Consider the following 21,758-nt stretch of genomic DNA (forward strand, 5'->3'; position numbering starts at 1 on the left):
CATGACCCGAATCCTGGCAATCGAAGATGATGCCGTTACCGCGAAGGAAATCGTCGCCGAGCTGAGCAGCCACGGCCTGGACGTGGACTGGGTCGACAATGGCCGCGACGGGCTGGCGCGGGCCGTCAGCGGCGACTACGACCTGATCACCCTGGACCGCATGCTGCCCGAGGTCGACGGCATGACCATCGTCACCAGCCTGCGCGCCCAGGGGATCGCGACACCTATCCTGATGATCAGCGCGCTGTCGGACGTGGACGAACGGGTCCGGGGCCTGCGCGCCGGCGGCGACGACTACCTGCCCAAGCCTTTCGCGTCCGACGAAATGGCGGCGCGGGTCGAAGTCCTGTTGCGCCGCAGCAATCCGGCGGCCGCGGCGAAGACCATGCTGCAGGTGGGCGACCTGACGCTCAACCTGATCAGCCGCGAAGCGCGTCGGGGCGATCAGCCGCTGACCCTGTTGCCCACCGAGTACAAATTGCTGGAATTCCTGATGCGCAACAGCGGCCAGGTCATCACCCGAATGATGATCTTTCAGGAAGTCTGGGGTTATCACTTCGACCCCGGCACCAACCTGATCGACGTGCACATCGGTCGCCTTCGCAAGAAAATCGACCAGCCCGGCCACGCACCGCTGATCCAGACCGTGCGAGGCTCGGGCTATGTCATTGCCGAACCCGTCTGAAGGCTGGCATTCCTCCACTAGTCGACTCCTGGCGCTGTACAGCTCGCTGTTCGTCGCCTGGAGCGCCATTCTGCTGGGCGTGCTGTACTGGGAAGTCACCTCCTACCTGAACGACCTGGCGCGCCATTCGCTGATGCAGCGCCAGCAACTCTTTGCCCGTTTCGAAGGCCCGGCGCTGGACGATGCGCTGGCCACCAGCATGACCTTCGACATGCGCGCCGTGGACGCCTATGGCCTGTTCGACGCCGCGCTCAAGCCCGTTTCCGGGCCGATCAGCCAGATACCCGCCAAGCTGCCACTGGACGGCCAGATCCACGAGCTGGGCGACTGCACCGGTTCGGACAATCCTGACCTGCCGCAAAGCAGTTGCGATGCCGTGGCGACCCAGACGTCCGACGGGCGCTGGCTGGTGCTGGTGCGGGAGAACGGCTCGCTGTTCGCGGTCAGCACGCTGATTCTTCGCGCCTTGTTGTGGGGCATTTCCCTGACCATCATCCCTGGCGTCGCCGGCTGGCTCCTGTTGCGCCGACGACCGCTGCGCCGGATTCGCGCCATCCAGGCCAGCGCCGATGCCATCGTCGCCGGCGACATGGGCGCGCGACTGCCAGTGTCCAACCGGCGCGACGAGCTGGACATGCTTGCGGTCATCGTCAACGCGATGCTCGATCGCATCGAGAAGCTGATGAACGAAGTCAAAGGCGTCTGCGACAATATCGCCCATGATCTGCGCACCCCGCTTACCCGCCTGCGCGCGCAGCTCTACCGCATCCAACAGCAGGCGCCGGACAACTCCGACCAGGCCGCGCAAATGGCAGGGGTGATCGCCGAGGCCGACACCCTGATGGCGCGCTTTCGCGGGCTGCTGCGGATTTCCGAACTGGAAGATCGCCAGCGCCGCTCGGCCTTCGTGGAACTGGAGTTACAGCCGCTGTTGCAGGAGCTCCACGACTTTTACCTGCCGCTGGCCGAAGAAGCGCAAGTTACATTGCTGCTGGAGCTGAAAGAGCCTCTGCCCAGTCTGGTGGGCGATCGGGCTTTGCTGTTCGAGGCGCTGACCAACCTGCTGGGCAACGCGATCAAGTTCACCCCCGCGGGCGGCACGGTCGAAGTCAGGGCTTATGCGGCGGCCAATGGGCTGTCCCCCTGCATCGCAGTCGAGGACTCAGGACCCGGGATCGCGCCGGCCGAGCGCAGCGCGGTGTTCCAGCGCTTCTACCGCAGCGACGGCGGACGCGGCGATGGCGGCGATGCGCAGAGCGGTTTCGGGCTCGGACTCTCGGTGGTGGCGGCCATCGTCAATCTGCATGGCTTCACCCTGGAGATCGGTACCAGCCGCCACGGCGGCGCCAGCATGGTGCTGACCTGCAGCCCGACCCGGGCGCTGGGCTGAAACAGGCGGATCGAAGGCAGCCCCGGCTGTCTGCCGGGGCCCGTGGGAGTCAGGCCGAAGCCCCGGAGAAATCGAACAGTTCGCGGGGCGCGTCGATCAGCAGACTGCGCTTGACCGGGTCCGGGCAGTCCAGCTGCCGGAATTGCTCGACCACCGAGGCGTAACTGACCTGCTCTTCATGCTGGGTATGCGGCCAGTCGCTGCCCCAGACCAGCCGTCCCGCGCCGAAGGTGCGCACCAGCAACGGCAGCGCTGCATTGGCGAACGCCGTGTTGAGTTCTACGCTTGCGCCCAGACGATAGATCGCCGACACCTTGACCCAAACCTGACCGGTCAATCCCAATTCAAGCAATGCCTGAAACGCCGGATCATCGACTCCCAGACCCGCGTCCGGCCGCCCGAAATGATCGACCACGATCTTGCACCCGAACGGCAGCAGCCCCCGGATCAGGCCCGGCAGGTCCTGCACATGGCGATGCAGCTCGACATGCCAGCCCAGCGCGGCGACCTGTTTCAACAGCGGCGCCCAGTGCGGCTCGCTGAAATCGGGCAACGGCTTGCCCATCAGGTTGAGGCGAATGCCTACCACGCCTTGCGCGGCCATGGCGTGGAGAACCTCGGCGTCGATCCCCGGCTCGACCACCACGACCCCACGCAGACGATCCGGCGCTTGCGCCAGTGCATCGAGCAGGTACTGGTTGTCGGTGCCCAGGAAGCTGGGTTGCACGAGCACGCCGTGACTCAGTCCGTTGGCATCCAGATGCGCGAGATAGTCCGGCAAGATTGCGTCGTAATCGATGGTGTAGCGTCGTCCTGACGCAAGACTCAAGCTGCGGGTGAAGACATGAGCATGGGCATCAATGCCAGAGATGGGCGTGGAGCGGACGTGGGTCATGAAACTCATCTTTGAAGGCGCGCGACGCAGGTGCGTCGCGCAGGAAGAATGCGATCAGGCCTGCTGGGCAGCGGGCTTGTCGGTCGGTTCGGGAGATACGCCGGCCTGCAGGCTGCGGCCGCGGGTTTCGGGCAGGCAGAACGCCGCCACCATGGCCACGCCGTAGGCAATACCGGCGTCAATACCGATGGCCGACCCCAGCGACATGGATTCGCTCATGTGACCGACCAGGAACGGGAACAGCGCCGACAGCACGCGGCCGAAGTTGTAGCAGAAGCCCACCCCAGCCCCGCGCACGTCGGCCGGATAGAGTTCGTTGAAGAACGAACCCAGGCTTGCCGGAATACCCGCAGCGAAAAAGCCGAGCGGGAAGCCCAGGAACAGCATCTGGGTATTGGTCAGCGGCAGCATCAGGTAGCAGTTCACCGTGATCACGCAGCACAGCGCGAACAGCATGATGTTCTTGCGGCGACCAATGCGGTCGATGAGCATGCCGCTGGTCACGCAACCGCACCAGAAGGCGAAGATGATCACCGCCAGGTAGCCGCCGGAGCTGAGCACCGACAAATTGCGCTCGGTTTTCAGAAAGGTCGGCAGCCAGGTCATCACTGCGTGGTAACCGCCGTGAGCGCCCAGGCCCAGCAGACCGCCCAGCAGGGTCACGCGCAGCAGCTCGGGACGGAAGATACCGGCCATGGACTGGAAGAAATTGCCCTTGGGACCGTTGAGCTTCTGCATGCGCTGGAAGCTGTCGGGTTCTTCGACGTTACGGCGTACCCAGATGATCATCAACGCAGGCAGCAAACCGACGAAGAACATCACCCGCCAGGCATAGTCCTGCGGCAGGAACGAGTAGATCAGGGTGAACAGCACCACCGCCAGGCCCCAGCCCACGGCCCAGGCGCTCTGCACCGTGCCCATCACCTTGCCGCGATATTTCGACTGGATGGTTTCGGCCATCAGTACCGCGCCGGCCGCCCACTCGCCGCCGATGCCGAAGCCTTGCAGGGCCTTGACGATCAGCAACTGGTTGAAGCCGGTCACGAACGCCGACAGGAAGGTGAAGAACGAGAACCACAGAATCATCCACTGTAGCGTGCGCACCCGGCCGTAACGGTCCGACAGGGTGCCGCCCAGCCAGCCGCCCAGCGCCGAAGTCACCAGGGTCACGCCGCTGATCAGACCCGCGTCGCCCTTGGTCAGGGCGAACGCCGCGATCAGCGCCGGAATCGCCAGGCCGAACATCTGCACTTCGAGCGCATCGAGCGACCAGCCGCCGAAGCAGGCCCAGAACGTCTTGCGCTCCTTGGAAGTGATTTCGCGGTACCAACTGAACATGGTTATTGTCCTTGTAAGGGGAAACGTTGGAGGGGCGCTATCAGCGAATCTCGACGCTGTAGCGGAAATGGCTGGCATGCCCACGCGAACGACGCCATTCCAGTGGTTCGCCGGCGTAGTTGCGGGCCAGGCGTTCGATCACCACCACCGGGCTGCCGGCGGGCACCTGCAGGAGACGGCCGTAAACGTCGTTGACGGCTTCGGCGGTCAGGCTTTCCTGGGCATACGCCACGACCTGACCACAAAGTTCTTCGTAAATGGGGTACAGCAGCGGGCCGCGCGCGTTGATGTCGATGTCCAGCAGACTCTGGAACTGAATACGCGGCAGCCAGATCTCTTCAGCCAGCACAGGCTGGGCATCGAGCAGGCGCAGCCGAACCAGGCGGATCACCGGCGCGCCGGCGACCAGGCCCAAGGCCTGGCTCACAGCCGAGGGCGCGGTCACGGCCTCGATGCTCAAGACCCGGCTCTCGGGCATCTGACGCTCGCCGGCGGCGGTCTGGAAACGGAAGAAACGAAACAGAGATGACTGGAACTGCGGGCGTCGGATGAAAGTGCCGCGCCCCTGCTGGCGTTCGAGGATGTTGTCGTTGACCAGCATATCGATGGCCTTGCGCACCGTGCCGGTGGACAGGCAGTACTCGGCGGACAGCGCCGCTTCGGTAGGAATCGCCTCGCCCGGACGCCAGCGATTATTGGCGATCTGCTCGGCGAGCTGATCCCGCAAACGTTGATAAAGGGGCAATCTGTCGTCGCTGGAAAGCTTGTTCATTTTTGTATTTATCCAGTCATCTATATGAATATGGGCGGAGTATTGTCTCGTAACAAATGCCGCGTCAAGAGGTCGCAGGACGCACCAAACCAGGGCAAATACCGTTCAAGGGCTCTATTTCAACCGTCTTGCGGGGCCATTAGCCATCAATCTCGGAAATATCTTGTATCATCCTGACACGCCTATTGCGAGTCTGACGAAACCGTTAGCCTTCTGCTCACCTCATCCGCCCGGCCCGCGCAGCTATCGGCCGGCCCTTTGCACGAGCGAGACTCCCGATGACCCAACACTCTGTCGCCACTCCCGGCAGCCATACCCTGACCCGGGGCCTGGTGCTGCTCTTCGCGTTCTGCTGCGGCGCGATTGTCGCCAACATTTATTACGCCCAGCCGATTATCGAGATGATCGCGCCGGACATTGGCCTGTCCAGCACCGCCGCCAGCCTGATCGTGTCGCTGACCCAGATCGGCTATGCATTGGGCCTGTTTTTTCTTGTACCGCTGGGAGACCTGCTGGAGAACCGCCGGCTGATGCTGCTGACCACGATGCTGGCGATACTGAGCCTGCTGGGCGCGGCCTTCGCGCAGCAGCCCAACCTGTTTCTGGTGGTCTCGTTGCTGGTCGGTTTCAGCTCGGTCTCGGTGCAGATGCTGATTCCCCTGGCCGCCCACCTGGCGCCGGAAGAAACCCGCGGCCGAGTCGTCGGCAGCATCATGGGCGGCCTGTTGCTGGGTATCCTGCTAGCGCGACCACTATCGAGTCTGATTGCGGACCACTTCGGCTGGCGTGCGGTGTTCGGCGCTGCCGCTGTGGTCATGCTTGGCATCAGCCTGGTACTGGCGACCACCATCCCCAAGCGCATCCCCGACCATCGCGCTTCCTACGGCCAACTGCTGTTCTCGCTCTGGACACTGCTGCGCCGCCAGCCGGTCCTGCGCCAGCGGGCTTTCTACCAGGCCTGCATGTTCGCGACCTTCAGCCTGTTCTGGACTGCGGTGCCGCTGGAATTGTCGCGTAATCATAGCCTGTCGCAGAGCCAGATCGCCCTGTTCGCCCTGGTGGGTGCGATCGGCGCCTTCGCCGCGCCGATCAGCGGCCGGCTGGCGGACGCCGGACATACCCGGATCGCGACGCTGGGCGCGCTGCTGCTGGGCGCTTTGAGTTTCCTGCCGGCGCTGATCCACCCCGCCTTCGGCGTGATCGGCCTGGCCGTCACCGGCGTGGTCCTGGACTTCTGCGTGCAGATGAACATGGTGCTCGGCCAGCGCACGGTCTATGCGCTGGACGCCGCCAGCCGTAGCCGTCTGAATGCGCTGTACATGACCAGCATCTTCGTGGGCGGCGCCATTGGTTCGTCCATCGCCAGCCCGCTGTTCGACCATGGCGGCTGGACCTGGGTGCTGATCGCCGGCACCGCCCTGCCCCTGATCGCGCTGCTGGCCTTCCTCAAGGATTCGGCGGCGACACGGCGGATCGGTGTCAACGCCTGACTTCGAATCAGGCGTGACCGGCGATAGCCGTTACGCCACGGCGTCCGATTCAGGCACGGACGCCGCCTCCCTCACGCCGAGGCGCTGTCGCACGCTGTCCAGAAACGCCTGCGTCAGCACGATATTGTCGTGACGCTCAGGCAAGGTCAGCGAGCAACCCAGGCCCCGCACCGAACATTGTTCGCGCAGCACGGCTTCAGCCCTGGCGATTTCCGCCGGCTCGCGGCTGTCACCCGCCCACCAGCAATCGGCTTTCACCTCCAGCGCATGCAGGGCAAAGGCCTGGCTGAGCCGCGCGTTGGCATGCAGCAGCTTGTAACCGGTTTCGATCTCGTCCTGCACGGCGATGTCCTGATAGACGCTGCGCAACCCGTCGGCACTGATACCCGCGTCTTGCGCGACCTGCTCGATCACCCGATCGGCGACCCGCTGCGGGTCGGCCTCGCTCACGCGTGCCGCCTGGATCAGCGCCAGTACCCGCTCCTGCTGTAAACCGGGCACAAAGGCCTGCAGGCTCTTGATCAGGCTGAGGTGGAAGTTCTCTTCCTGGTGACGGGCGCGGACCTGCGGGTCTTCCTCGACCCACTTGACCCCGGCCGACGCGGGCAGCATGGAGTCCACCAGCCCGAGGAATTCGACCGTTTCACCGCCCTGCTCCAGCAAATGCGCAACCTCGATGGCCAGCGCGCCACCCAGCGACCACCCCAGCAGGCTGTACGGCCCGTGGGGCTGGACGCCGCGAATCTGCTCCACGTAATACTCGATCATCTGCCGCCAGTCGGTATCGAACCAGCCCGGCACCACGTAGGCCTTGTTGACCAGCCCAAGCACGGGCCGCTCGGCGGCGAGCCGGCCGGCCAGCGGGTAATAGCAATAGGTTCCGCCGCCGCCCGGCGGCAGACAGAACAGCGGCGCCTTGCCGGACGCGCAGTCATTCATGCGGATCACCGCGGATTTGACCTTCGCTTCCCCGGCGCGCAGAAAGTCCGCCAGCTCTTCGAGGGTCTGCATCAGTAGAAAGTCATGCAGTTTGATCGAGACGCCGAATTCGTCGCGAATCCGGCCCGCCAGCGCCACCGCCAGCAATGAATGCCCGCCCAGCGCGAAGAAATTGTCGGCAAGGCCCACCCGCTCCACCTGCAACACCTCGGACCACAAAGCCGCCAGCCGCTGTTCGAGATCGGTACGCGGGGCGACATGCGCTTGCGCCGCGCGGTTGACGTCGGGCCTGGGCAGCGCGCGACGATCCAGTTTGCCGTTGGCGCTCAGGGGCATGGCGTCCAGCAGCATGAAGTGGCTGGGCACCATGTAGTCCGGCAGTTGGGCATCGAGGTGCTGTTTCAGCGCGTTGCGCAGGCTGGCCGGGTCGCTGTCTGCCTGCATCGGCACCAGATAGGCGACTAATTGCTTGCCCAGCGGCCCGTCGACGTCGATGACGTGGGCTTCGCGCACCTCGGCCAACTCGCGCAGCCGCGCCTCGATTTCACCCAGTTCGATGCGCAGGCCGCGAATCTTGACCTGATGGTCGATCCGGCCGGCGTATTCGATCACGCCGTCGGCGGCATAGCGCGCCAGATCGCCGGTACGGTACAGGCGCCCGCCGCAGGTCGAAAACAGATCGGGCACGAAGCGCTCGGCAGTCAGCGCCGGGCGGTTGTGGTAGCCACGTGCCAGGCCGACGCCGCCCAGGTAAAGCTCGGCCGCCACGCCCGGTGGCGCGGGCAGCAGGCCGGCGTCGAGGATGTGGGTCTTGAGGTTATCGATGGGCCGGCCGATGGGCACGCTGATCCTGTCCTGCGCCGTGCAGGTCCAGTGCGTGACGTCGATGGCTGCTTCGGTCGGGCCATAGAGGTTGTACAACCTGACACAAGGCAGGCGCTCCAGGACCTGCGCGGCCAGTTCCGTCGGCAGCGCTTCGCCGCTGCAGATGACCCGGCGCAGGCTGGCGCAGCCGTTCGCCTGCGGGTTGCCCATGAACGCCTGCAACATCGAAGGCACGAAATGCAGGGTCGTGACCCGGTGCTGATGGATGGTTTCCACCAGCCGTTGCGGATCGCGATGATCCCCCGGCAAGGCAATCGCCAGCCGGGCTCCGGTCATCAGCGGCCAGAAGAACTCCCAGACCGACACGTCGAAGCTGAATGGCGTCTTCTGCAAGACCGTGTCGCCGGCCTCCAGTCGGTACGCGCGCTGCATCCAGTTCAGGCGATTGACCAGCGCGCGATGGCTGTTGCCCGCGCCCTTGGGTTTGCCGGTGGAACCCGAGGTGTAGATCAGATAAGCCAGGTCCAGCGGATGACTGAGATCGGGCAGGTTGTCATCGCCGTGGTCTTCCAGTCCGTCGTCCGGCTGGTCCAGGCACAGACTGCGCATCCCGGCCGCCAGCGGCAGGCGCTGGAGCAACGCGGTCTGGGTCAACAGCAGGTCGATGCCGCTGTCCTGCATCATGTACGCCAGCCGGTCTTCGGGATAGTCGGGGTCGAGCGGCACGTAAGCGCCGCCCGCCTTGACGATCGCCAGCAGGCCGATTACCAGTTCCAGACTGCGCTCGGCACAGATGCCGACTCGCGCGTCCGGGCCGACGCCGGCGGCACGCAGCCCATGGGCAAGCCTGTTGGCGCGGGCGTTCAACTGACAGTAACTCAGCGACGCATTGCCGAACACCAGGGCGGGCGCGTCCGGCGTCGCTCGCACCTGATCCTCGATGAGGCTATGGATGCTCCGGTCGTCCGGGAAAGCGGCCTCGGTGTCGTTCCAGTCGTCGAGCAGCCGCTTTTCCTGGGCCGGTTCCAGCATCCCCAGCTCGCCGATGGCTGCATTGGAGTCCTGGACCATTGCGTGCAACAGCGTCTGGAAGTGCCCGGCCAGCCGGGCGATGACGTCCTGGTCATAGCATTGGCGGTCATAGCTCAAGCGCAGCGACAGGGCCTCGCCCAGATTGACCACCACGGTCAGCGGATAGTGAGTCTGCTCCCGGTTCTCCAACGCGCCGAACACCACACCTTGCGGGGCCGTCTGGCGCAAGGCGTCGGACACCGGATAGTTCTCGAACACCAGAATGTTGTCGAACAGCGCTTCGCCCGCGCTGCCGGCCCAGCGTTGAATCTCGTACAGGGGCGTGTGTTCGTGCTCGCGCAGGGCCACGTTGAGCGCCTGCACCTGTTGTACCCACTCGGCCACCGACTGCTCGACCCGCGGGCTGGCGATGACCGGCAAGGTGTTAATGAACAGCCCCAGTTGTTCCTCGATGCCCGGCAGATCCGCCGGCCGCCCCGCCACCGTGGCGCCGAAGGCCACGCTGGCCTGACCGGTGCAACGTTGCAACAGCAACAGCCAGGCGGACTGCACCAGCGTGTTGACGGTTACCCGCTGTTCGCGGGCGAACTCGCCAAGCTGTCGGGTCAGGGTCGCGTCGAGGGTATGCAGGTGTTCGCCATGCCCCGGCTGGCCGACGCTCCTGAAGGCCTGCGCCAGCCGGGTCGGCGCATCGAGCGCGGCCAGTTGCCCGCGCCATAAGGCTTCGCTGGCGCCTGCGTCTCTGCCTTGCAGCCATTCGATGTAGTCGCGATAGCGGCCGCCGCGCTGCGCCGGCGTCTCCCCGCTGTAGCGTTGCAGTACCTCGCCCAACAGGCGCGAACTGCTCCAGCCGTCCATGAGGATGTGATGACTGGTGTAGATCACTTGATGCGTTTGTTCCCCGGTCCGCAACACGGTCAGCCGCAGCAAAGGCGCGCTGGACAGGTCGAAGCCGCGCTCGCGTTCGGTCCGTGCGGAGTCATCCAGCCACTGGCGTGACTGGCCACGGGCATCCCGCTCCGCGAACGGCAGCGCCACCTGGCGCAACACCACTTGCAGCGGCGGTTGCAGGTCGCTGACGAACACGCTGCGCAGCACCGGGTGAGCGTCCAGCGTGGCCTGCCAGGCGGCGCGGAATCCGGCGACATCCAGGCCGCTGACGTCAATGCGCAGCTGGTTGACGTAATCCCCGGCCTCCTGCTTGGCGAGGCTATGGAAGAGCATGCCCTGCTGCATGGGCGACAGCGGGTAGACATCCTCGATGTCTTGAGCCGGAATCGGCAAGCGGTCCAGCTGGACCTGGGTGACGCGTGCCAGCGGAAAGTCCGATGGCGTGACGCCCCAGACGTCTTCCCGGACGCAATGGGCGATCAGCCCGCGCAGTTCCTGGGCATAGTCGTCCGCCAGGCGTTGCAGGGTCGCACGCTCGAACACCGCGCCGCTGAAGGTCCAGGTCAGGTTCAGCTCACCGCCGAACACTTGACCGTTGATGCTGATCGGTGCCGCCAGCGGGGCTTCGTCGCTCTGCGCCGATCCGCTGCTCTCACCGGACGGTGCGAACAAGGCATCGCTGTCACTGAAGCTGGCGTCGAACTGCCCCAGATAGTTGAACACCACGCTGCCTTGCGCCAGACGCTGCAAGGTCGCGCGGGCGGTCGGACTGCCCAGATAGCGCAGCAGGCCATAGCCCAGACCTTTTTCCGGCACTGCGCGCAGTTGTTCCTTGATCGCCATGATCGACTCGGCCAGCGCGGGCTGGGGCATCAGGCGCACCGGATACAGATTGCTGAACCAGCCCACCGTGCGGCTGATGTCCAGATCATCGAACAAATCTTCACGGCCGTGGCCTTCCAGACGCACCAGCGCGTCGGACTGCCCCGTCCAGCGGCACAGCACCCGCGCCAGCGCCGTGAGCAACAGATCGTTGATCTGGGTGCGGTAGGCGGCCGGCGCCTGTTGCAGCAGCTGTCGAGTCAGCTCGGGGTCCAGCCGGGTAGAAACGGTCAGCGCCTCTTTCATCCGTTGCGCGCCTTCGGGATGATCCAGCGGCAGGGTGTCGCTGGCATCCCGCAGCTGCGCTTCCCACCAGCCGAGTTCGGCTTGCAACGCAGGGGTTTGGGCGTAGGCATGCAGGCGCTCGGCCCAGGTCTTGAGGGAGGCGGTCCTGGCCGGCAGCGTCAAGGCACGGCCCGACACTGCCGCCTGATACGCCTGTTGCAGATCTTCCAGCAGCACCCGCCAGGACACGCCGTCCACCGCCAAGTGGTGGATGACCAGCAGCAGGCGCTGCTCGCCCTGAGGAAGATTGATCAACACGGCGCGCAGCGGCGGCCCGTTGGACAGATCCAGACTGCGCTGGGCTTCGTCCGCCAGCTCGTTCAGGCGGGCGGCGTCTTCCAGATCATGGGTCCACAACACGTCTTGAGACTTGAGCGGGCCGAAGCTGGCCTGCCACTGGCCGTCCAGCTGGCTGAAGGTCAGGCGCAGTGCATCATGCTGCTCGATCAACGCGTTGAGCGCCGCATTGAGCGGCGCGGTTTGCAACGCCGTTGCCGGCTTGAGCAGCACCGACTGGTTCCAGTGCTGACGCTGGGGGATGTCCAGCTCGAAGAAGCGCGCCATGACCGGCAACAGCGGCAGGCAACCGCTGACTTGCTCCACAGGTGCCGCCGCTTTGCTCTGGATGACTTTGGCGACTGGTGCCAGCTGGGCGATGGTCTGCTTTTCGAACAGCTGCTTGGGGCTCAGTTTCAAGCCCTGGCGCTTGGCGCGGGCAATGATCTGCAAACTGAGGATCGAATCGCCGCCCAGCTCGAAGAAGTTGTCGGTGGTGCCGACCCGTTCCAGCTTGAGCACGTCGGCCCAGACCCGGGCCAGGATTTCTTCCACCTCGTTGGCCGGCGCCGTATAGCGCTGCACCACCGCGCCGGGCTTGGGCAAGGCGCGCTTGTCCAGTTTGCCGTTGGCGGTCAGCGGCAGACGGTCGAGCAGCAGGATCTGCGCCGGCACCAGATAATCCGGCAGGCGCGCCGCCAGACATTCGCGCAGGCTGTCCGCGCTCAGGGTCACGCCGGGCGCGGCCACGCACCAGGCCACCAGTTGCAGACGGCTGTCGTCGCTGTCCAGCGGCTGGGCGAGCACGACCGCATCCGCCACGCCCTCCAGCGTCTTGAGCAATTGCCCGATCTCTCCGGGCTCCACCCGATAGCCCCTGATCTTGACCTGATCGTCGGCCCGCCCCAGGTATTCCAGTACCCCACCTACCAGCCGGGCCCGGTCGCCAGCGCGATACAGGCGCTCGCCACGCCCCTGCGGGTCGGGCACGAAACGTTCGGCGGTCAGCGCCGGGCGCTGAAGATAACCCTGCGCCAGGCCCTGGCCGCCCAGGTACAACTCGCCTGCCACGCCCTGCGCGACCGGGTTCAGCCAGCCATCCAGAACGCTGGCCTTGCCATTGGCCAGCGGCAGGCCGACCGGCACGCCGCGCCCATCTTCACGGCTTTCGCCGACGTCGTGGGTCAGTATCCCGACCGTGGTCTCCGTCGGGCCGTAATGGTTGAGGACCCGGCAACCGGGCTTCAGCGCCCTGACCTGCTCAACCAGCGCCCAGGAGCTGGCTTCGCCGCCAAGGATCAGCAAACCCTCGGGCAGGACATCCGCCGGACGGGCGGCCTGCAACAGCCCTTGCAAATGGCTGGGAACGATCTTCAGCACATCGACACGATGCGCGGCCATATACCCGGCGAACGCGTCCGGATCGAAAGCCTGTGCATGGTTGAGCAAATGCAAGGTGCGGCCCGAAGCCAGGGCGCCGAACAGCAGGGTGTGGCCCAGATCGGCGGCGACGGTGGAGACCATCGCCATGCTGGCGTCGCCGTCCAGCGCCAGCCGGTCGAGCACCGCTTGCAGATAGTTGGCGAGAGCGCCGTGACTGATCACCACGCCCTTGGGGTGCCCGGTGGAACCGGAGGTGTAAATGATGTACGCCGGGTGCTGCGCCGACACGCGAACCTCCAGCGCAGCGTCATCGAGCCCGGCACCGAGCGCATCCTCCCAGGCCAGCGCCGCGCAGACGCCGAGGCTTGCGGCCTGAGCATCCCCGCGCTCATGAATCAGCAGGGACGCCTGGCTGTCCTTGAGCAGTTGTTGCAGGCGCTCGGCCGGCTGGCGGATATCCAGCGGCAGATACACCGCGCCCGCTTTCAGCACGGCCAGCAGGCTCACCACCCATTCGACCGAACGGTCGTAGCCCAGGGCCACGGTTGCGCCCGGCTTCACGCCCTCGTTGCGCAGATAGCGTGCAAGCCGGTTGGAGCGACGCTCAAGCTCGTCGAAGCTGAGCGCCTGCTCGCCGGCACGCACGGCGATCTTGTCGTTTCCGGCACGCGGCCTTCGCTGCCACAGGTCAAGGAAGGTGTCGCAGGCGAAGCGCTCGCAAGGCCCGGCCGGCACGGGCGCAAAGCTCGACGGATGATCCGCCAGCCGTTCAGCGCCGTGGGCGGCCAGTGCCTGCAATGTCTGGTGCAGGGCATCGGCGATGCGCTCGATGGTCGCCCGCTCGAAAAGATCGGTGGCATAGGTGAAATAACCGCGCAGCCCATCCGGGGTATCGGTGAAGTCAAAGGCCAGATCGAAGCGCGCATCCTGGGCATCGGTGGCGAACTCCGCGACGCTCAGGCCGGCGAGTCCCTGTCGGGCATCGGCGGTCTGCCGCGCCGAGTAGACGTGCTGATTGATCTTGAACTGGAACAGCGGGTTATGGCTGGAACTGCGCTCCGGCAGCAGGGCATCCACCAGATGCTCGAACGGCAGCTCCTGGTGAGACTGGGCACCAGTCACCACTTCCTTGACCTGATCCAGCAGCTCGGCAAAGGTCTGGCGCTCGTCCACCTGCACCCGCAGCACCTGGGTGTTGACGAAAAAGCCGATCAATCCTTCCAGCTCGGAGCGGGTGCGCCCGGCATTCGGCGCGCCGATGCGGATCTCGCTCTGCCCGCTGAAACGCGACAGCACCAGCGCCAGCGCGGCGACGGTCAGCATAAACAGGGTCTGGCCGTTGTTGCGCGCCAGGGTCTTCAACCGGGCGCTGAGCATTTCCGGAACATCCAGATTTACCCTGGCGCCGCGCTGGCTAGGGTGCAACGGACGCTCATGGTCCAGCGGCAACGCCAGCACCGGGTGTTCGTCGCCCAGCTGGCGCTGCCAGTATTCCAGTTGACGCTCGCCCTCCCCGGCCTCCAGCCAGGCCCGTTGCCAGATCGCGTAATCGGCGTACTGCACTGGCAGGCGCGGCAGTTGCGGGTCGATGCCTTTGACCTCGGCCTGATAAAGCTGAACGAATTCACGGATCAGCAACTCGCCGGACCAACCGTCCGACACGATGTGATGCAGGCACAGGGTCAGCACATGCTCGGTGTCCGACAGCCTGAACAGGCAGACCCGCAGCAGCTCGCCGCTGAGCAGGTCGAACGGCGTCTGCAGCTCGTCGCGCACCCGCGCTTCTAGCTGCGCCGGTTCGACCGCGCAGACGTTCAGGGTCACCCCGGCGTCGGCCAGGATCTCCTGATGAAACTCGCCGTCCACCGACACGAACCGGGTGCGCAGGGTTTCGTGACGCTGGATCAGCGCTTGCAGCGCGCGGGCCAGCGCGTCCTGATCCACCGTGCCCTGCAGCCGCACCGCCAGCGGCACGTTGTAGGCGACATTGCCCGGCTCCAGTTGCCAGAGGAACAGCATGCGCTGCTGGGCATACGACAGCGGAATGCGCGTCTGCTCAGGCGCGGTGCGGGCGATGGGCAACAAGCGAAAGCTCTGGCCGGTTTCGCGCATCTTGTCGAGGATCTGCCGACGCTGCTCCACCGGCAGGCCGATGAAGCGTTGGGCGATACGTTCAGCTGCAGACTTGTCCATGTCAGATCCCCGCCATTTCATTCATCATTTTTTCGATATCGGACAGGCCGTCCTCGGTCAGCGACAGGCTTGCACCCGCCAGCGCCTGGATGAACTCGCCCAGTTGCGGCTTTTCGAAGACCAGACGCAGCGGCACATCCAGGCCCAGGCTTGCCTGGATACGCGAAACCAATTGCGCGGCGAGCAGCGAATGGCCGCCCAGCTCGAAGAAGTCGTCGTTCAGACCGACCCGCTCGACATGCAGCACCTGCGCCCAGAGCGCGGCCAATTGCCGTTCCTGTTCGGTGACCGGCGCGACATGGCGGCGTTGCAGTTCGCTCGCGTCGGGCGCGGGCAACGCCTTGCGGTCCAGCTTGCCGTTGGGCGTGAGCGGCATGGCACTGAGCCAGACGAAGTGCTGCGGCACCATGTACTCCGGCAGCGCTGCCTTGAGCTGCGCTCTGAGCCTGCCGCGCAACTCATCGGCAACCTGAACGCCTTCCGCGGCCACCAGATACGCTACCAGCTGCTTGCCCAACGGGCCGTCGACGTCGATGACCGCGGCGTCCCGAACCTCGGGGCTTTCCAGCAGCACCGCCTGGATTTCGCCCAGCTCGATACGGAAACCGCGAATTTTCACCTGATGGTCCAGCCGGCCGAGATAGTCCAGCACGCCGTCCGGGCGATAGCGGGTCAGGTCACCGGTGCGGTACAGGCGGCTGCCATCCGCGGCGAAGGGATCGGGAACGAACCGCTCGGCGGTGAGCGCGGCCCGGTTGTGGTAACCACGGGCCAGGCCGTCGCCACCGATCAGCAGCTCGCCCGGCGCACCGATCGGCGCCAGCTCAAGATCGGCACCCAGTACGTGCAGCCGGGTGTTGCCCAACGGGCGACCGAGGCGCACGTCGTCGCTGTCGCCAAGGCGATGACGGGCGGACCAGATGGTGGTTTCGGTCGGGCCATAGAGGTTCCAGACGTGCCCGGCCTGCTCGATCAGCCGCTGGGCCAACTCGACGCTCAAGGCTTCGCCGCCGCACAACAGGGTCTTGCCGCGCAGCGCGCCCTCGGGCGCCACGTCCAGCAGCATGCGCCAGGTGGAAGGCGTCGCCTGGATCAGACTCACCGCCTGACGCTCGATCACCTCCAGCAGCGCACGTGGATCCTTGTTGGCCTCCGGCTCCAGCAGCACGATCGAAGCGCCGCGCATCAGCGGCAGCCAGAGTTCCAGCCCGGCGATATCGAACGACAATGACGTGAGCGACAGCACCCGATCCGACGCCTGTAGCCCCGGTTCCGCGGCCATGCTGCCCAGGAAGTTGACCAGCGCATGCCGTGGCACCCCGACCCCCTTGGGCTGCCCGGTGGAGCCTGACGTGTAGATTACGTAGGCCAGATGCCGCGCCATCGCCTGCCCCGGCAGGTTATCGGCGCTGTACTGCGCCAGCGCGTCCTGCGCGCGGTCGAGGCACATACTCTGTACCTGGTCGGGAACCGAGAGTTTTGCAAGCACTGCGGAGTGGGTGAGCAACAGGCGCAGGCCGCTGTTCTGCATCATGTAGGCCAGCCGTTCCGGCGGGAAATCGGGGTCCAGCGGCACATAGGCGCCACCGGCCTTGAGGATTGCCAGCAGGCCGACGACCATGTCGATACCGCGCGCAACGGCCACGCCGACCAGCACGTCCGGGCCGACCCCGCATTCGCGCAGTCGGTGCGCCAGCCGGTTAGCCTGGGCATTGAGCGCCTGATAAGTGAGCTGCCGATCACCGAACCTCAATGCGATAGCCTGCGGTGCGACCTGGACCTGCGCTTCGATCAGCGCTGTCAGGCAGGCCGGCGTCGGCAGCGGCATGGCGCTGGCGTTCCAGTCTTCCAGCAACCGGGTGCGTTCGGCGTCGCTGTGCAGCGGCAGACCGGCGACGCGCTGGCGAACGTCGGCGCAGATGCCGCGCAGCAAGGCTTTCCAGTGCTCGGCCAGCCGCTCGACGGTCGTGGCATCAAACAGCGCGGTGGCATAGGTGAAGGCTGCGCTCAGGCCGCCTTCGTACTCGGTGGTGTTGAGCGTCAGGTCGAACTGCGCCGCGTGGCTGTCCGGCTCCAGCGGCTCGACCTTGAGCCCGCCCACTTCGCGAATCTCGGCCGAGGCCTGGATCTGGTGGTTGAACATGACCTGGAACAGCGGGCTGTGACTCAGGCTGCGTTGCGGCTGGAGCGCTTCGACCAATTGTTCGAACGGTAGCTCCTGATGCGCCTGGGCCCCAAGCGCCGCGTTGCGGACCTGATCCAGAAGCTCGCCGAAGGTGGTGTGCAGATCGAATTCGGCGCGCAGCACCTGAGTGTTGACGAAAAAGCCGATCAGCCGCTCGGTCTCGGCGCGGGTCCGGTTGGCGATGGGCACGCCGACGCGGATGTCGCTCTGCCCCGAATGCCGGTGCAGCAGGCTCTGGAACGAAGCCAGCAACAGCATGAACAGCGTCACGCCCTGTTGACGGGCTACCTGCCGGAGCCCGGCGACCAGCGCTTCGTCCAGCTCGACCGGCAAGCGCGCGCCCGCATGACTCTGCACGGCGAGGCGCGGGCGATCGGTCGGCAATTCGAGCACCGGTTGCTCGTCCCCCAGCTGGCGCTTCCAGTAGTCGAGCTGCCGGGCCTGCTCGCCGGCGGCCATCCAGGTCCGCTGCCAGAGCGCGTAATCGGCGTACTGGATTGGCAGTTCGGCAAGCTCGCTCTCGTGGCCCTGACTGAAGCCCTGATACAGGCGCACCAGTTCCTCGACCATGATCGGCATCGACCAGCCGTCGGAAACGATATGGTGTTGAGTCAGGATCAGCACATGTTCGTCGACACCCAGGTGAATCAGCTTCACCCGCAACAGCGGCCCCCGCTCCAGATCGAAGGCGCGGCGGATTTCCCGCTCGATGACCGATTCCAGGGATTCACCGACCGGCAGCGACTCCACGGCCAGCACGAACGGCCGAGGCGGATGAATGATCTGCACCGCCTGCTCCCCTTGCTGGCGGAAGGTGGTGCGCAAAGTTTCGTGACGGGCGATCAGCGCCGTCAAGCTCTGCTCCAGCGCCTCGATCGCCAGGCCGCCGGTCAGGCGCAAGGCAGCCGGCATGTTCCAGGCACTGCTCTCAGGCTCCAGTTGCCAGAGAAACCACTGGCGCTGCTGGGCATAGGACAAGCCTAGCGGCTGCTCGCGATCGGCGCGGACCAGCGCTGGCGTCCCGGTCGGCTCCGGCGCGGTCTGCCCGGCCATGGCGGCGAATGCAGCCAGATCGCGAGCTTCGAACAGATTGCGCAGGTTGAGCGCCACATTCAGATGCTGACGAATCCTGGAAATCACCTGGGTGGCCAGCAGCGAGTGGCCGCCCAGCTCGAAGAAGTTGTCGTGGAGCCCGACCTGTTCGACTTTCAGCACTTCTGCCCAGATCGCCGCCAGTTCCTGTTGCAGCGGGGTTTCGGGCGCTACGAACGCAGCCTGCAGCTGGCTGGCGTCGGGTGCCGGCAAGGCCTTGCGGTCCAGTTTGCCGTTGCCGGTCAGCGGGAAGCTGTCGAGCAGGATCAGGTGGGCCGGGACCATGTAGTCCGGCAGGGTGGATTTGAGGTGGTCGCGGAGAGCGGTGCGCAGCTCTGCCTCGGCGGTCGGCATCGATCCTTCGCGGCTGAAGCCGCTCCTACGGACTGTGTACGCGATCAGTTGGTTGTCCCGGGCGAGGACTACGGCGTCCTGCACTTGGGGATGGGTCTTGAGGCGGGCTTCGATTTCGCCCAGCTCGATGCGAAAGCCGCGGATCTTGACTTGGTGGTCGATGCGGCCGGCGTAGTCGATCAGGCCTTCGCGCCAGCGCGCCAGGTCTCCGGTGCGGTATAGGCGACCGCCGTCGCCAAACGGGTCGGGCACGAAGCGCTCGGCGGTCAGTGCCGCACGGTTGTGATAACCCCGCGCGAGTCCCGCGTGGCCAATGTGCAGCTCGCCGCTGCAACCCTGGGCCACCGGGTTGAAGTCGGCGTCCAGCACGTACCAGGACAGGTCCGGAATCGCCACTCCGATGGGGCTGTCGCTATCGAAGGTATCGGCCAGGGTAATCGGCCGGTAGCTGACATGCACCGTGGTTTCGGTGATGCCGTACATGTTGACCAGTTGCGGCGTCTGGTCGCCGAAGCGCTCGAACCAGGGCCGCAGGCCCGGCACGTCCAGCGCTTCGCCGCCAAATACCACGCGGCGCAGCGCCAGTTCGGCGGGCGACGCGCAGGCCACCGGAATCAGCTGGCGGAAGGCCGACGGCGTCTGGTTGAGCACCGTGACCTGTTCGTCGACCAGCAACTGGTGGAAGTCATCCGGCGAGCGGCTGACCTCCCGCGGCACGATCACCAGTCGCCCGCCATGCAGGAGCGCGCCGAAGATCTCCCACACCGAGAAATCGAAGGCATAGGAATGGAACAGGGTCCAGACGTCCTGCTCGCCAAAGCCGAACCAGTCCTCGGTCGCGGCGAACAGGCGCATCAGGTTGTGATGAGTGAGCAAAGTGCCCTTGGGCCGGCCGGTGGAGCCAGAGGTGTAGATGACGTAGGCCAGCTGCGCCGGCGTACTGAAACTGAGTGGATCGGCTTCGCTGTAACCGCTGAGGTCGGCGTCGAGCATCAGCACCGGTAGTGATTCAGACAGCGGCAGGCGCTCCACCAGCGCCGGCTGGGTCAGCAGCAAGGCGATGCCGCTGTCGTCCAGCAGATACGCCAGCCGCTCGGCCGGGGATTCGGGATCGAGCGGCACGTAGGCGCCGCCGGCCTTGAGGATCGCCAGCAGGCCGACGATCATCTCGAAGCCGCGCTGCACCGCCAGCCCGACCCGCACCTCCGGCCCGACGCCCTGCTCGCGCAGCCGATGGGCGAGCCGGTTGGCGCGCAGGTTGAGTTCGCCGTAGCTCAGGGACTCGCCCTCGAAGCGCAGGGCAATGGCCTCGGGACGCCGGGCGGCCTGGGCTTCGATAAGCTGGTGGGCGCAGTGCCGGCTGGGAAACTTGCGAACGTGCGGGTTCCAGTCGCGCAGCGTGCGCTGCCGCTCTTCGTCGCCCACCATCGCCAGTTCGGCGATGCGCTGTCGGGCATCGCCGCACATGGCTCGCAGCAGGTTGCGCCAGTGACGCCCCATGCGTTCGACGGTTTCTGCGTTGAACAAGGACGTGGCGTAGATCAACGAGGCGTCCAGACCATCGGCCCGCTCGCAGGTATCGAGGGTCAGGTCGAACTGCGCGGTGTGCTTGTCCGGATGCAGATGCTCCAGGCGCAGCCCCGGTATGTGCCGGACTTCGGCAAGACTCTGCGCCTGATGGTTGTAGGCCGCCTGGAACAGCGGATTGCGGCTCGAATCGCGCTGCACGTGCAACGCTTCGACCAGCTGCTCGAACGGCAGGTCTTGATGCGCTTGCGCCTGTACCGCGGTCTGCCTGACCTGTTGCAGCAATGCAGCCACGGTCAGTTGGTCATCGAATTGCGCGTCGAGCACCTGGGTATTGACGAAGAAGCCGATCAGCCCTTCGGTTTCCGGACGGTTGCGGTTGGCGACCGGGACGCCGACCCGGATATCGTCCTGGGCGCTGTAGCGATGCAAGAGGATTTGCCACGAGGCCAGCAACAGCATGAACAGGGTCACGCCCTGCTCCCTTGCCAGACTCTTGAGCTGCGCCAGCGACTCGCCATCGAGCTGCATGGTCACCCGCGCGCCGTGATGGTCGGCCACCGGTGAACGTGGCCGGTCGGTGGGCAGTTCCAGCACCGGCTGTTCGCCGCCGAGCCGGTCGGTCCAGTATTCAAGCTGACGGGCCTGCTCGCCCATTTCCAGCCAGTTGCGTTGCCAGATCGCATAGTCGGCGTACTGGACCGGCAGCGGCGCCCGCTCGATCGGCCGGCCCTGACTCGCGGCTTCATAGCCTTGCAGCAACTCGTCGATCATGACCGGCATCGACCAGCCATCGGACAGGATGTGGTGCTGGGTGAGCAGCAATACATGCTCGTCCGGCGCGGTTTCAAGCAGCCGGACCCGCAACAGCGGCCCCTGCTCCAGATCGAATGGCTGGCTTGCCTCACGGTCGATCAGCGCCTGAACCGGCGTTGCCGCGGCTGGCCGTTCCACGTCGAGACGAAATTCCCCTGCCGGGTGGACGACTTGCAAGGCTTGCTCGCCGTCCTGGCGGAAGGTCGTGCGCAGGCTTTCGTGGCGCGCGATCAGCGTCTGGAAGCTCAGGCGCAGCGCCTCAACATTCAGTTCGCCCCGCAGGCGCAGCGCCAGCGGAATGTTGTACGCGGCGCTGTGCGGTTCGAGCTGCCAGAGAATCCACTGACGCTGTTGCGCGAACGAGAGTACCGCAGCCTCCTGCGGCTCCCTGGGCAACATCGGCGTGACACCGTAAAGATTCACCCCCTGACGCTTGAGCAAAACTGCCAGCGCCTTGCGTTCACGGGCCGACAGCGATTTTACGGAGTCAAGCAACTGTTGCACGGGG

General features: G+C 65.6%; 8 protein-coding genes. 3 read left to right on the forward strand and 5 right to left on the reverse strand.

The window, feature by feature from the left end:
* The first annotated feature begins 1 nt into the window (after position 1).
* Complete coding sequence (locus TRP66_RS02660) at positions 2-685, forward strand: response regulator transcription factor (RefSeq protein ID WP_333399765.1); 684 nt, start codon at positions 2-4, stop codon at positions 683-685.
* Positions 663-2,075 carry a sensor histidine kinase gene (locus TRP66_RS02665; RefSeq protein ID WP_333399766.1) on the forward strand — a complete coding sequence of 471 codons (1,413 nt, stop codon included), beginning with the start codon at positions 663-665 and terminating at the stop codon, positions 2,073-2,075. The genes TRP66_RS02660 and TRP66_RS02665 overlap by 23 nt, the downstream gene beginning before the upstream one ends.
* Positions 2,076-2,124: 49 nt before the next feature.
* Here TRP66_RS02665 and TRP66_RS02670 read toward each other — a convergent pair whose 3' ends face one another.
* Genes TRP66_RS02670 through TRP66_RS02680 form a run of 3 tightly spaced genes read right to left on the reverse strand, consistent with a single transcriptional unit; the run spans position 2,125 to position 5,080 of the window.
* Positions 2,125-2,970 carry an amidohydrolase family protein gene (locus TRP66_RS02670; RefSeq protein ID WP_333399767.1) on the reverse strand — a complete coding sequence of 282 codons (846 nt, stop codon included), beginning with the start codon at positions 2,968-2,970 and terminating at the stop codon, positions 2,125-2,127.
* A gap of 54 nt (positions 2,971-3,024) precedes the next feature.
* The gene (locus tag TRP66_RS02675) at positions 3,025-4,308 is read right to left on the reverse strand and encodes an MFS transporter (protein ID WP_333399768.1); all 1,284 of its coding nucleotides are present in this window, start codon (positions 4,306-4,308) and stop codon (positions 3,025-3,027) included.
* Positions 4,309-4,348: 40 nt separating this feature from the next.
* Positions 4,349-5,080: a GntR family transcriptional regulator gene (locus TRP66_RS02680; protein ID WP_333399769.1), complete on the reverse strand. Its 732-nt coding sequence runs from the start codon at positions 5,078-5,080 to the stop codon at positions 4,349-4,351.
* A gap of 278 nt (positions 5,081-5,358) precedes the next feature.
* Between TRP66_RS02680 and TRP66_RS02685 the strand changes: the two genes are divergently transcribed.
* Positions 5,359-6,570, forward strand: coding sequence for an MFS transporter (locus TRP66_RS02685; protein ID WP_333399770.1), 1,212 nt, complete (start codon positions 5,359-5,361; stop codon positions 6,568-6,570).
* A 30-nt stretch (positions 6,571-6,600) separates the two neighbouring features.
* Here TRP66_RS02685 and TRP66_RS02690 read toward each other — a convergent pair whose 3' ends face one another.
* Complete coding sequence (locus TRP66_RS02690; protein WP_333399771.1) at positions 6,601-15,276, reverse strand: amino acid adenylation domain-containing protein; 8,676 nt, start codon at positions 15,274-15,276, stop codon at positions 6,601-6,603.
* A 1-nt stretch (position 15,277) separates the two neighbouring features.
* On the reverse strand, positions 15,278-21,754 hold the full coding sequence (locus TRP66_RS02695) for an amino acid adenylation domain-containing protein (protein ID WP_333399772.1): 6,477 nt from the start codon (positions 21,752-21,754) through the stop codon (positions 15,278-15,280).
* Positions 21,755-21,758 lie beyond the last annotated feature (4 nt).

Origin of the sequence: Pseudomonas sp. JDS28PS106, assembly GCF_036706555.1 — a bacterium.
Taxonomy (GTDB): domain Bacteria; phylum Pseudomonadota; class Gammaproteobacteria; order Pseudomonadales; family Pseudomonadaceae; genus Aquipseudomonas.

Excerpts from the sequence above, each read along its gene's own strand:
- TRP66_RS02675 (WP_333399768.1), bottom strand. The coding sequence starts at position 4,308 with ATGTTCAGTTGGTACCGCGAAATCACTTCCAAGGAGCGCAAGACGTTC.
- TRP66_RS02680 (WP_333399769.1), bottom strand. The coding sequence starts at position 5,080 with ATGAACAAGCTTTCCAGCGACGACAGATTGCCCCTTTATCAACGTTTG.
- TRP66_RS02685 (WP_333399770.1), top strand. The coding sequence starts at position 5,359 with ATGACCCAACACTCTGTCGCCACTCCCGGCAGCCATACCCTGACCCGG.
- TRP66_RS02690 (WP_333399771.1), bottom strand. The coding sequence starts at position 15,276 with ATGGACAAGTCTGCAGCTGAACGTATCGCCCAACGCTTCATCGGCCTG.
- TRP66_RS02665 (WP_333399766.1), top strand. The coding sequence starts at position 663 with ATGTCATTGCCGAACCCGTCTGAAGGCTGGCATTCCTCCACTAGTCGA.
- TRP66_RS02670 (WP_333399767.1), bottom strand. The coding sequence starts at position 2,970 with ATGACCCACGTCCGCTCCACGCCCATCTCTGGCATTGATGCCCATGCT.
- TRP66_RS02660 (WP_333399765.1), top strand. The coding sequence starts at position 2 with ATGACCCGAATCCTGGCAATCGAAGATGATGCCGTTACCGCGAAGGAA.